Here is a 12,007-nt window from a genome sequence, read left to right on the forward strand (position 1 = left end):
GCTACGGAATTCGCGTGCGGGGCTTAGGAAAAATCCCTAGCTGCCGATGGGCATGCGGGCGGTTGCGCTACGCTGCTGTCCGATGAACCAATCTCTGCATACGCTGCCCAACGGGGTGCGCCTGCTGGCCGTGCCGATGCCGCATGTCCGCAGCGCCAGTGTCGGCGTGTTCCTGCGGGTCGGCTCCAGGAACGAAACGCCTGCCAGCAACGGCATCAGCCACGTGCTGGAGCACATGGCCTTCAAGGGCACCGCCACCCGGTCGGTGCAGGCCATCAATCTCGACGCCGAGCGGCTCGGCGCGGACGTCAACGCGTTCACCAGCAAGGACACCACCGCCTACTTCATGACGGGACTGGGCCGGCACGCGGACCAGCTGCTGCGCATGACGGCGGACATCGTCCTGAACAGCACGTTTCCCGAGGCCGAACTGCGGCGCGAGCTCGACGTGATCCGGCAGGAGGCCACCGAGTACGCGGAGGACCCGCAGGAGAGCTCAGCCGACCTGCTGGACCGCGCCCTCTGGGGCGACCATCCCATGGGCATGCCGGTGATCGGCACGCTGGAGAACATCGACCGCTTCACGCGCGGCGACCTGGTGGCGCACGTGAAAGCGCATTACGTGGCCGGCAACACCGTGGTTGCGGTGGCGGGGAATGTCGATGTGGAGAGCTTCTTCACGCTGGCCGAAACGCTGTTCGCCGGCATGCCGGCGCACGCCGGCCCGCAACCGGCCGCGGTCCTGCCGGCGCCGGCCTACGTCGGGCGCGCGCTGGGGCAGCGCTTCCGGCAGGTGTCGCAGGTGTTCGTGAACCTCGCCTATCCGGTGCTGCCCCCGAGCGCGCAGGAGATGCCCCAGCAGCAATGGCGCCTGGCCGCGTCGGTCGCGGCCCTGCTGCTGGGCGGCGGCATGTCGGCGCCGCTGGCCGACACCTTGCGCGAACGGCTCGGCCTGGCCTACATGGTGCAGGCCGACCCGGAAAGCGGCGACAACTGGTTCAACATCGCCGTGCAGGCCGTGACCACCCCCGACAAGCTCGCGCAGATGGCGGCGGCCACGGGCAAGTTGCTGCGCGCCCAGGCGGATGCCATCGACCCGGTGCACCTGGAGCGCGCCAAGAACCAGCTGAGCGTGTCGCGCGTGCGCGCGTCCGAAAGCACGCACGCCACCATGGAGCGCGCGGTGGAGGAACTGTTCCTGCGGGGCGCGGTGACGCCTGCCGCGCAGGTGCTGTCGATGATCGACGCCGTCACGGCGGACGACGTGCGCGCGGTGTTCGAACGCGCGCTGATGCATCGGCCGGCACTGGCCATCACCGGCAAGGACGCGACGGCGAAAGCGGCCGGGGAGCTGGCCAAGATGCTGGTGGCGGCCAGCCGCTGAGCGGCTTAAGAGTTAAGCGCTCCGGCAGCAGAGCCTCGTGGCAGCGTCCCGTAGTTCAATCGAACATCAGTTCATAGGTACGGGAAATCAAAGCGATCGCAATTGACACTTGCTCCTGACTTGACACGACGAAAAGGCTTCCGCCTTCAACAGTGCTATTCACAACGAACGCCCAAGTCGCGGCGTCTTGAACATTCGGCTCCAAGTCCACCAGCTCAGATGCATCAGCTGCCATTCGCAAAGTAAAACCTCGCGACCTGGGAATGATTTCGACAAACCACTCAGGAGCCCGGTAAACAACGGATCGAGCGCGCGGAAGTTCGACAACGTCGCCCGAACAAGCAACGATTGCCGCGCGCACTTGGTCAAACCAGGCAGCCGCATCAACGGTCCATTTGAGATTCTCGAGTTTGTGATCGGCAGAGTGTTCAATCGCCTCCTCCAATTCGAGTTTTGCGATCATGGCCTTATCCGCATTCAGCGGTTGCCACACCGTAAGTGCGAGCTTTGCCAGCATTTCGCCGCGCTCTGCAATTTGCTTTTCGCCCCAGGTCTGCTGTTCTGCAATGCTCTTACTCAGCCATACTTGGCTGTTGACATACCCCCACACTGCGGCAGCTCGCTTCTCTGCGAAAGGCCGTGCCTCTAATTCGCTGTTAAATCCGGTGAGAGTAAGGTTGCCCAATTTATGAAGGCAACGGGCTTGTGCTGTGCGCCAATCTGGCCCAAGAGCTTCTTGCCATTCCGGCGCGAGAACCGATTTCTGCGGCAAGACGTGTTCGATTGTCAGGTTGTCCGTAATAACCTTTTCTTTGCCCGCGTTCGTTAGGCGTTCAAGCAAAAACTTCAGATTGCGCCGGCCATACAGGTCTTGGGTAGTGAGAGCCTGAAAGAAAGCCGTGTCGTCTGGAAACTCGGCTCCCTTGCCACTCCGGGCCAGTGCAGCCTTAAGTCGAGCGACAGGACGGTCGGCCGCAATCCGGCGCGCAAGTGCAGCAAATACTTGACCAGCGCTTCGCGTTTCTGCGCCAGCGATTGAGCGGCGCAGAACGTAGCTCTCTAGCACCCCTGTGGCGTCAACCATCTCATCCTCAGTTAGGGCCTTGTCATGACGCCAGCGCTCCAACAACATCATGACAGCCGGGGCCGCGACGTCGACCAACTGCTGTAGTCGACGAAGGCCATCCTTTGCATCACCCGCATTTTGCGGATTGAACATGAAGGTGCAGTAGTGCCGCCCAAATCTAAGAAGTCGCGATAGGCGCTGTTCGTTCTGTTGACTCTGTTCAGGATCGCCTGGTGCGGGATACCAGTGCCGGAATTCTCGGTACACCGCATCCAATTTCAAGGGCCTGGGTGGATTCAGTTCAAGGGTGAGGAAGTCGCGCAGGAATTTGTCGAAAGCGGCTCGATAGTGAGCACCAAACGCCTGCTCAAGTGGGTACCACCATCTTTCATACCATTCCGTCTGTCTCGGCTCGAGATGTCCCATAAGCACGTAGTTCCGCACCAGATCGGCTTGCGTCAGAGCCAGCCCCGTGGAATTCAAGCTCTCGAAGATGAGCTGTGGATTGTCCTGCCCTGGCTTTAATGCCACCGAGACAACTAGAATTCTCCGCAACCCATTGAGTACTTCTACTGGATCCACCTCGGCAAGCGCACTCTGAAAATATCGGGCGTTGGCCACTACTCTGCTTGTTGGACTGTCTGGCAGCTGTTCGCCGGCGAGCAGCGCTTGCAGCGCGCTGTTGTCCTCCCCGCGCAGCGCGAGCCGAGAGCGCAAATTCGCAGGCGAGAATTTGTTGATTAGGAACTGCTCTTCGACTGCGTCAGGTGAATCAGTAATTGCAAGCGGCTCGTCACGAACGCGCAAGCGGTCCCGGAGTACGGCCAGCAAGATGGTGCCGGTGGTGAGTCGCTGTTGACCGTCAATTACGAGCCACTGAGGTAACACTGCGCTCTGATCACTGCTGGCTACATAAACGACAGAGCCTAAGAAGTGAGACGCGCCAATAGGACGCGCAGCTACTCTTTGAATGTCCGAAAGTAGTTGAGCGCATTGCGCTTCAGTCCACGAATAGTCGCGCTGAAACACTGGGATGATGAACTGCTTCTGGCCGCTCCCAACAAGGGTGAGAAATCCTGTGTCTTCCGCTTTCATCTAATCTGCCTCCCTAATTCTGCAAATGCAAAGTGCGCTGCAGATTATGAGTGCACGTGGAAGAACAACGCGGTAAGGTGTTTCGCTAGATTTTGGGCAGGCTAGAAAATGTTCAGCGGGATCTTCAGGTAGCGCACGCCGTTGCCTTCCGCCTCGGGCAGCTCGCCGGCCCGCATGTTCACCTGCACCGCCGGCAGGATCAGCACCGGCATCTCCATCGTCGCATCCCGGGCGCGCCGCATGGCCACGAACGCGTCCTCGGCCACGCCGTCGTGCACGTGCACGTTGTCCGCCCGCTGCTGCGCCACCGTGGTCACGAAGCGCACCTCACGCCCGCCCGGCTGGTAGTCGTGGCACATGTACAGGCGTGTTTGCGGCGGCAGCGCCAGCAGCTTGCGGATGGAGCGGTACAGGAGGGCCGCGTCGCCGCCGGGGAAGTCGCAACGCGCCGTGCCGTAGTCGGGCATGAACAGCGTGTCGCCGACGAACGCCGCCGCCTCGGCGCCGCCGTCCACCACATAGGTCAGGCAGGCCGGCGTGTGGCCGGGCGTGTGCAGGGCGCGGGCCTGCAGCCCGCCGATGGCGAAGCGTTCCTCGTCTTCGAACAAATGGTCGAACTGGCTGCCGTCGGGCACGAAGTTGGCGCCGGCGTTGAACAGCTTGCCGAACACGCTCTGCACCTGGGTGATGTGCCGCCCGATGCCGATCTTGCCGCCCAGTTGCCGCCGCAGGTGCTGCGCCGCCGACAGGTGGTCGGCGTGCACGTGCGTCTCCAGGATCCACTGCACCGAGGCGCCGAGTTCGCGCACGCGCGCCACCAGCTTGTCCGCGGACGCGGTGCCGGTGCGGCCGGATTTCGGGTCGAAGTCCAGTACGCTGTCGACGATGGCGCAGTGGCGCGACCCCGCGTCCAGCACGATGTAGCTGACGGTGCTGGTGGCGGCGTCGAAAAAGCCTTCGACCTGGAGCTGCGCGGCGGCGGTGGACATGGGCGGTTCCTTGGGTGCAGGCACGCTCCCGTTATAGCAACCCTGCGCCGCCGCGCGGCGCGCCAGCGCCCTCGGCTAACCTCTCGGTGTGCAACGAGACATCTCACCCGCCACATTCGTGCAGGACATCCTGCGCAACCGCAGCAACCAGAGGATCCTGGAGCGCTGGGACCGCCTCGCGCTGCCCGATGCCTGGCTGGTCGCCGGCTGCCTGTTCCAGACGGTGTGGAACCTGCGCGCCGGCGCCGCGCCCGACGCGCAGATCAACGATTACGACCTGTTCTATTTCGACGGCAACGACTTGAGTGCGGAAAACCAGCAAGCCGTGCAGCGGCATGCCGACGCCGTTCTGGGCGACATCGGCGTGCAGGTCGAGGCGGTGAACCAGGCGCGCGTGCACCTGTGGTACCCGCAGGTTTTCGGCCACCCGTATCCGCGGCTGGCCAGCGCGCGCGACGGGCTGGACCGCTTCCTGGTGCTGGGCACCTGCGTCGGCGTGCGGCCTGCCGGCAGCGGCTGGGAGGTGTATGCGCCGTACGGGCTGGACCTGCTGTACGACGGGCTGCTGACACCCAACCCGCTGGTGGACCACGGCGCGCTGTTCGCGCGCAAGGCGGCGTCGTACCAGGCGCGCTGGCCGTGGCTGCGCATCGCGCGCGGCGCCACTCAGCCAGGCGATCCGGCAGCAAACGCGACGGCCTGAAGCCCGCCCGTGGGTGCTTCGGTGCGCGGCCAGCGCGCTGCCTCGCCAACAGGCACCGGGCCGCGCGTGGCGATGTGCTGAATGGAGCGGATCACGCCGGCATGCGTGATCCACAGCGCTTCGCCGTCCGCATCCAGCGCGCGGCGCACGTCGGCCAGCGCATCGGCCACCCGTGACAAGAGCATCGCCACGCTTTCCTTGCCGCCGAAGCGGTGCGCATCGAAGTTGGCCGTCCAGGCGTCCATGGCGGCGCGCGGAATCGCGTCCCAGCGCTGCAATTCCCAGCAGCCGAAATCCATTTCGTTCAGGCGTTGGTCAACCGTGGCGGGACCGAGGTCGGGCCGCAGCGCGTGGAGTTCGCGCGCGAGCTGCTGCGCGCGGCCCAGGCCCGACACCCGCACCGGCAGCTTGGCGGGCAGCTGTGTTGCCGCCGCCCGCGCGGCCTCGCGTGTGTGCGCCGCATCGGCCGCCACGTCGCTTGCGCCGTAGCACAGGCCGGGCGGCAGCAGCACCTCGGCATGGCGCAGCAGCCAGAGCTTCATGCGGACCAGAGCTTCATCGTGGCCCGAGTGTAGACAGGCCCGTATCATGGGCCGATGGATGCTGGCGACCCGTTCGACCTGCAGCGCTTCGTCACCGCACAAGCGCCGGTGATGCCCGCCGTCATGGCCGAGCTGAAGGCCGGCGCCAAGCGCAGCCACTGGATGTGGTTCGTGTTCCCGCAGCTCGCCGCGCTGGGCCGCAGCGGCACGGCCAGGCACTACGGCATCGCCTCGCTGGACGAGGCGCGCGCCTATCTCGCGCACCCGGTGCTGGGTGCGCGCCTGAAGGACTGCTGCCGCGTGCTGCTGGGCGTGCCGGGCCGCAGCGCCCACGCCATCTTCGGCTCGCCCGACGACCTCAAGCTGCGCTCCTGCCTGACCCTGTTCCACCGCGCCGATCCCGCCGAAAGCCTGTTCGCCGAGTGCCTTGCCCGCTACTACGGAGGTGTCCCCGACGCTGCCACGGCCGGCCTTCTGGGCACGGGCGGCGGCAGCGCCGAAGGTGCATACTCTCGACCGCTATGACCTACCCCCACACCCAGCTCTTCATCGACGGCAGCTGGGGTCCGGCTGCCGAAGGCCGCACCCTGCCCGTGTTCAACCCCGCCACCGGCCAGGAAATCGGCCGCGTAGCCCACGCCACCAAGCCGGACCTCGACCGTGCCGTGGCGGCCGCGCAGAAAGGCTTCGAAACCTGGCGCGACATGACCGCCGCCGACCGCAGCAAGATCATGCGCAAGGCCGCCGGCTTCATGCGCGAGCGGGCCGGCGAGATCGGCCGCCTGATGACGCAGGAGCAGGGCAAGCCGCTGGCCGAAGCCAAGGGCGAGGCGATGGCCGCGGCCGACATCATCGAATGGTTCGCCGAAGAGGGCTTCCGCGTCTACGGCCGCATCGTGCCTTCGCGCGGCAACCTGGCGCTGCGCCAGATGGTGTTGAAGGACCCGGTCGGCCCGGTAGCGGCGTTCACGCCCTGGAATTTCCCCATCAACCAGGTGGTGCGCAAGGTCGGCGCCGCGCTGGCGGCCGGCTGCTCCATGCTGGTCAAGGCGCCGGAAGAGACACCGGCCGGCCCGGCCGCGCTGATCCAGGCGTTTGCCGATGCCGGCCTGCCGCCCGGCGTGCTGGGCCTGGTGTACGGCACGCCCGCCGAGATTTCCAGCTACCTGATCGCGCACCCGGTCATCCGCAAGATTACTTTCACCGGCTCCACGCCGGTAGGCAAGCAGCTGGCCGCCATGGCCGGCCAGCACATGAAGCGCGTGACGATGGAGCTGGGCGGCCACGCCCCGGTGATCGTCTGCGAGGACGCCGACATCGCGCTGGCCGTCAAGGCCGCCGGCGGCGCCAAGTTCCGCAATGCCGGCCAGGTCTGCATCGCGCCCACGCGCTTTTTGGTGCACGAGAGCGTCAAGAACGACTTCGCGCAGGCGCTGGCCAAGTATGCGCAGGGCCTGAAGGTCGGCGACGGCCTGGCCGAAGGCACGCAGATGGGCCCGCTGGCCAACCCGCGCCGCCTGACCGCCATGGCGGAATTCCACGAAGACGCGGTGAACAAGGGCGCCCAGGTGCTGGCCGGCGGCAAGCGCATCGGCGATGCCGGCAACTTCTGGGAGCCGACCGTGCTGGCCGACGTGCCGCTGGAAGCCAAGATCTTCAACGACGAGCCGTTCGGCCCGGTGGCCGCGATCCGCAGCTTCACCAAGCTGGAAGACGCCATCGCCGAAGCCAACCGCCTGTCCTTTGGGCTGGCCGGCTACGGCTTCACCAAGTCGCTGAAGAACGCCGACCTGCTGGCGCGCCGCGTGGAAGTCGGGATGATGTGGATCAACATGCCGGCCATGCCCTCGGCCGAAATGCCGTTCGGCGGCATCAAGGATTCGGGCTACGGCTCCGAAGGCGGCCCCGAGGCGCTGGAGGCTTACCTGAACACTCGCGCCGTGGCGCTGATGAACGTCTGAGCCTGGGCTGAGGCAGGCCGCCGCGGCGATGGCGATCGAGATCCCGAAGGAAGAGCGCAAGGAGGCGATCGCCTCCATCGAGCGCTACTTCCGCGAGAACATGGACGAGCCGATCGGCAACGTCGCGGCCGGCGGCCTGCTCGGCTTCTTCCTGGAAGAGATCGGCCCGCTGGTCTACAACCAGGCGGTGGCCGACGTGCAGGAGCGGCTGCAGCAGCGCGTGGCCGAGCTCGACATCGACGCGCACCACGACCCGTTCCAGTACTGGCGCAAGTTCGACGCGGCGCGCAAGAAGCGCTAGCGGGGCGGCTGGCGCTTGCGCCACGCTGTCACGAGGCAGCCCGGTCCGTGTCCTTGCGCCTGGCTTGCTTCGGCGCTTGCTTGCCCGACTTGCCGTCGAAGGTCTTCGCCACGCGGGTCTCGCCTGGCTTGGCAGTCTTCCTGCCGGCCTTGGCCTGTTTCTCTGGCTTCTCCGCCTTGCTGGACTTGGTGCCCTTGGCGGCGGTCTTCTCGGTTTTTCCTGCCTTCTCCGCCTTGTCCGCCTTCGCCGCGGCCGCCTGCTTCTTGCGCTCGGTGCGCGCTGCCGCCACCGCCGGATCGGGGCCGCCGCCCAGCCAGGCGCGGATGCGCTGCGCATCGGCCGAGCGCACGCGGTTGCTGCTGGCGTCCAGCAGCACCATCACCAGGTCGCGCTCGGCGATGCGGGTGCGCAGCACCACGCAGTGGCCCGCCTCGACGATGTAGCCGGTCTTTTGCAACTGCACGTCCCAGCCGGCGTTGCGCACCAGCGGATCGGAGTTGCGGTACTGCAGCACGCGGCTGCCGAAGGCGATGCGCCGCTCGGGCGTGGTCGAGTATTCGCGCAGCACCGGATAGGCCGAGGCTGCGATCACCAGCGCGGCGAGGTCGTGCGCGGTCGACTGGTTCTTGTTGGACAGCCCGGTCGGGTCGGAATAGCTGGTGGTGTTCATGCCCAGCGCCTTGGCCTTGCGGTTCATGGCGGCCACGAACGCGTTCACGCCGCCCGGCGCGGTGCGCGCCAGCGCGTGCGCCGCGCGGTTCTCGCTCGACATCAGGGCCAGCTGCAGCGCGTCGGCGCGCGTGAGCACCGAGCCCACGCGCAGGCGCGAGCGGCTGTGGCGCTCGCGGTCCATGTCGTCCTCGGTGATGGTCAGGGTCTCGTCCATCGGCAGCTGCTGGTCCATCAGCACCATCCCCGTCATGAGCTTGGTGACCGAGGCCATCGGCAGCACCGCGTTCTCGTTCTTGGCGAGCAGCGGCTTGGCGGCGCCGGGCTCGAGCACCAGCACCGCACTGGAGCCCAGCTTCAGCGGATCGGGCGTCTTGTCCAGGCCGGCCGCGTGGCCGACCGACTGGCGCGGGATGAGGGCGTCCAGCCCGCTCTCGCTGTCGGGCGTTTCGTGCACCTCTTCGGCCGGCGCGGCGGCAACGGCGCTGGACGCTGTGGGTGCCGCGGCACCCGCCGAGGGTGCGCCGGGGGTGGCGGGTGTCGTGGCGGTGGACGCCTGCGGCTTGCCGCCCATGTCCACCGGCAGCAGGCCGGAGCGCCATGCGAATGCGCCGGCCCCCACGACCAAGGCGGCGGCCAACGCGGTTCCAAGAACCTTCTTGCTGTTCATCCAACTGAGCGTAACCGCGAACACGGGCCTCGCGCGACGGCAACCGGCAGGAAGCGCTGTAGGAGGGCGGACGACCTGTGGATGCGGCGCCACGGCCGAGCTGGCGCGGCGCGCCGAATTGATGAGCTGCGTGGTGCTCTGGCGCACACACGCACCCTTACGCGCCTGATGCCACACGGCACGCCTGTGGGGGCGTAGATTCATCGTCCTGGCCGCGGCGCGCCCGCATGCGACCCGCGTTCGACAGGAAGACACCATGAGCTACGCACCCATCCCCACGGAAGGCAATGACGTCATCGCCGGCGACGGCGGGGCGGACCAGATCGACGCGCTCGGCGGCGACGACAGCGTGAATGCCGGCGGCGGCAACGACACGCTGACCGGCGGCTCCGGGGCCGACACCCTGGCCGGCGGCGCGGGCGACGACACCTACCTGGACGTGCGCCGCGAGGACACCGTCATCGAAGCGGCGGGCGAAGGCAACGACACGGTCATGTTTCGCGACGACATGTTCACCGGCGCGCCCGACAGCGCCGTGGTGGTGCCGCTGAACGTGGAAACCTTCATCATCACCGGCCCCGGCCAGCGGCGCGTCGACGGCAACGAACAGGACAACCGCATCTTCGGCCATGCGAGCGCCGACGACATCCTGCGCGGCCTGGGCGGCAACGATTACCTGCAGGGCGACTACGGCGCGAATGGCTTCGACGGCAATGACACGCTGGACGGCGGCGACGGCGACGACGTGCTCTGGGGTGACAGTGGCCCCGGCGCCTTGGGCAGCCCGCTGTACAGCAACGACGTGCTGTACGGCGGCGCCGGCAACGACACGCTGCACGGGCAGTTCGGCAACGATGTGTTGTACGGCGGCGAGGGCAACGACCTGCTGATGGACGGCACGAACATGTACGGCGGAGCGGGTGACGACACCTACTTCTTCGATCTTTATTTCGGCACCACCACCGTCATCGAAACCCCGGCCGCGGGCGAGACCAACATCGTGCAGGTGGCGCAGCGCATCGCGCCCTCCCAGGTCGAGGCGCACCGCGAGGGCAACGACCTCACGCTGTACGTCACGGGCTTCCGCAACAGCGTCCTGGTCGTGCGGGATTACTTCACCGCCGCGGTCGCGCCGATCGCCTCCGTGAACTTCGCCGACGGAACGGTGTGGGGCGCCGCCGAGCTGGCCGCCGCGCCGCTCGGCCCGCCCGGCGATGAAGCCATTGCCGTGACGGGGACCGAGGGCCCGGACCAGTTGATGGGACGCGGCGGCAACGACACGCTCGCAGGCCTGGGTGGCGACGACGAGCTCAGCGGCGGCAGCGGGGACGACGTGCTGCGCGGCGGTGCCGGCAACGACAATCTTGCCGGCAGTGCCGGCAACGACAGCCTCGAAGGCGGGACCGGCAACGACGGGATCTCCGGCGACGACGGCAACGATCTGCTCACCGGCGGCGACGGCAACGACGCGCTGTACGGGCGCCGGGACGACGACACGCTGGTCGGCGGCGCGGGCGACGACACGCTGGATGGCGGCCCCGGCAACGACCTGCTGGATGCCGGCACCGGCAGCAACACGATGTTCTTCCACTACGGCGACGGGCAGGACGTGTTGATCGCCCCCGCGAGCGCCGGGGGCACCGAAGCGAACGTCCTGAATTTCGACAGCTTCTACTACGGCAGCCCGCTGCCCGGCCGCGGCCTCTATCCCGAGGAGATGCTGCTCGCGCGGGTGGGCAGCGACCTCGTGGTGTCGGTGCAAGGAACGAGCGACACGGTCACGGTGCGCGACTATTTCGTGCAGGAGGGCGCGGGGCTGTTCCCCATCGCCGAGATCCGTTTCGAATCCAGTTCCTGGAACAACGCAGACATCGCCGCGCACCTGCAGCCGGCGCCGCCGGACGATGCAGGCAACGACGTGCTCACCGGCGACGCCGGCGACAACGTCTTTCGTGCGGGCGCGGGCGACGACCTCCTCATCGGCGGCGCGGGCAACGACTTCCTGGACGGCCAGCTGGGCAACGACGCGCTGGACGGCGGCAAGGGCGACGACATGCTGATCGTGGACAGCACGGGCGACGTGGTGCTGGAAGCCGCGGGCGGCGGCCGCGACACGGTGCAGAGCTACATCGACTACCAGCTCGCCGCGCATGTGGAAAACCTGATCCTCATCGGCGACATCGCGCTGGTTGGCGAGGGCAACGCCCGCGACAACATGCTCACCGGCAACCTGCTGGACAACATCCTGCGCGGCGGCGCGGGGGAAGACACCATCTCCGGCGGCGGCGGCAACGATTCGCTGTACGGCGGGGCCGGACGCGACGACTTCCTGATGGGAACCGGCGACGAGTGGGTCGATGGCGGGCAGGGCCGCGACACGGCTGTCTACGAAGGCAACTTCGCCGCGTACACCATCGTCAGTGCGGGCGGCGTGCTGACCGTCACCGGTCCGGGGACCGGCACCGACACGCTGGTGAACGTGGAGCGGCTGCGCTTCGCGGACGGGACCCTCGCGGCGGACGTCGCCCTCACGGGGCTGGCGGCCGCGGGCGTGCACGGCATGCCGATGGCCTGAACGCCGGCAGGCGGCGCAGCGGCCGGTCCGTGCCGGCCGCTCAGCGCGGGTG

General features: G+C 67.3%; 10 protein-coding genes. 6 read left to right on the top strand and 4 right to left on the bottom strand.

Features of this window, described 5'->3' with window-relative positions; genetic code table 11:
• Window positions 1-82 precede the first annotated feature (82 nt).
• Entirely contained in the window at window positions 83-1,384 is a 1,302-nt protein-coding gene (locus H0U68_RS02560) for a pitrilysin family protein (RefSeq protein ID WP_296352596.1), read from the top strand.
• Window positions 1,385-1,439: 55 nt separating this feature from the next.
• On the opposite strand, the gene H0U68_RS02565 is transcribed toward H0U68_RS02560, so the two are convergent.
• Together H0U68_RS02565 and H0U68_RS02570 are read right to left on the bottom strand one after the other, a co-directional pair.
• Window positions 1,440-3,545, bottom strand: coding sequence for a DUF262 domain-containing protein (locus H0U68_RS02565; protein WP_296352597.1), 2,106 nt, complete (start codon window positions 3,543-3,545; stop codon window positions 1,440-1,442).
• A gap of 101 nt (window positions 3,546-3,646) precedes the next feature.
• Window positions 3,647-4,534, bottom strand: coding sequence for an MBL fold metallo-hydrolase (locus H0U68_RS02570; protein WP_296352598.1), 888 nt, complete (start codon window positions 4,532-4,534; stop codon window positions 3,647-3,649).
• Window positions 4,535-4,622: 88 nt separating this feature from the next.
• On the opposite strand from H0U68_RS02570, the gene H0U68_RS02575 reads away from it, so the two are divergent.
• Window positions 4,623-5,237: a nucleotidyltransferase family protein gene (locus H0U68_RS02575; protein WP_296352599.1), complete on the top strand. Its 615-nt coding sequence runs from the start codon at window positions 4,623-4,625 to the stop codon at window positions 5,235-5,237.
• On the opposite strand, the gene H0U68_RS02580 is transcribed toward H0U68_RS02575, so the two are convergent.
• On the bottom strand, window positions 5,201-5,779 hold the full coding sequence (locus H0U68_RS02580; protein WP_296352600.1) for a histidine phosphatase family protein: 579 nt from the start codon (window positions 5,777-5,779) through the stop codon (window positions 5,201-5,203). The genes H0U68_RS02575 and H0U68_RS02580 overlap by 37 nt on opposite strands.
• A 54-nt stretch (window positions 5,780-5,833) precedes the next feature.
• Here H0U68_RS02580 and H0U68_RS02585 point away from each other — a divergent pair, with 54 nt between their 5' ends.
• From H0U68_RS02585 to H0U68_RS02595, 3 genes are read left to right on the top strand one after another with little or no spacing between them, the layout of a single operon-like run.
• On the top strand, window positions 5,834-6,304 hold the full coding sequence (locus H0U68_RS02585) for a DUF1810 domain-containing protein (protein ID WP_296352601.1): 471 nt from the start codon (window positions 5,834-5,836) through the stop codon (window positions 6,302-6,304).
• On the top strand, window positions 6,301-7,740 hold the full coding sequence (locus H0U68_RS02590) for an NAD-dependent succinate-semialdehyde dehydrogenase (protein WP_296352602.1): 1,440 nt from the start codon (window positions 6,301-6,303) through the stop codon (window positions 7,738-7,740). The genes H0U68_RS02585 and H0U68_RS02590 overlap by 4 nt, the downstream gene beginning before the upstream one ends.
• A gap of 28 nt (window positions 7,741-7,768) precedes the next feature.
• A complete protein-coding gene (locus H0U68_RS02595) occupies window positions 7,769-8,041 on the top strand; it encodes a DUF2164 domain-containing protein (protein ID WP_296352603.1) in 273 nt (90 codons plus the stop codon).
• A 28-nt stretch (window positions 8,042-8,069) separates the two neighbouring features.
• Here H0U68_RS02595 and H0U68_RS02600 read toward each other — a convergent pair whose 3' ends face one another.
• Window positions 8,070-9,380: a serine hydrolase gene (locus H0U68_RS02600; RefSeq protein WP_296352604.1), complete on the bottom strand. Its 1,311-nt coding sequence runs from the start codon at window positions 9,378-9,380 to the stop codon at window positions 8,070-8,072.
• A 256-nt stretch (window positions 9,381-9,636) separates the two neighbouring features.
• Between H0U68_RS02600 and H0U68_RS02605 the strand changes: the two genes are divergently transcribed.
• Entirely contained in the window at window positions 9,637-11,955 is a 2,319-nt protein-coding gene (locus H0U68_RS02605; RefSeq protein ID WP_296352605.1) for a calcium-binding protein, read from the top strand.
• Window positions 11,956-12,007 lie beyond the last annotated feature (52 nt).

Origin of the sequence: Ramlibacter sp., assembly GCF_013697775.1 — a bacterium.
Classification (GTDB): domain Bacteria; phylum Pseudomonadota; class Gammaproteobacteria; order Burkholderiales; family Burkholderiaceae_C; genus Ramlibacter.

Coding starts and splice junctions, on each gene's coding strand:
- H0U68_RS02560 (WP_296352596.1), top strand. CDS start 83: ATGAACCAATCTCTGCATACGCTGCCCAACGGGGTGCGCCTGCTGGCC.
- H0U68_RS02565 (WP_296352597.1), bottom strand. CDS start 3,545: ATGAAAGCGGAAGACACAGGATTTCTCACCCTTGTTGGGAGCGGCCAG.
- H0U68_RS02570 (WP_296352598.1), bottom strand. CDS start 4,534: ATGTCCACCGCCGCCGCGCAGCTCCAGGTCGAAGGCTTTTTCGACGCC.
- H0U68_RS02580 (WP_296352600.1), bottom strand. CDS start 5,779: ATGAAGCTCTGGCTGCTGCGCCATGCCGAGGTGCTGCTGCCGCCCGGC.
- H0U68_RS02585 (WP_296352601.1), top strand. CDS start 5,834: ATGGATGCTGGCGACCCGTTCGACCTGCAGCGCTTCGTCACCGCACAA.
- H0U68_RS02590 (WP_296352602.1), top strand. CDS start 6,301: ATGACCTACCCCCACACCCAGCTCTTCATCGACGGCAGCTGGGGTCCG.
- H0U68_RS02595 (WP_296352603.1), top strand. CDS start 7,769: ATGGCGATCGAGATCCCGAAGGAAGAGCGCAAGGAGGCGATCGCCTCC.
- H0U68_RS02600 (WP_296352604.1), bottom strand. CDS start 9,380: ATGAACAGCAAGAAGGTTCTTGGAACCGCGTTGGCCGCCGCCTTGGTC.
- H0U68_RS02605 (WP_296352605.1), top strand. CDS start 9,637: ATGAGCTACGCACCCATCCCCACGGAAGGCAATGACGTCATCGCCGGC.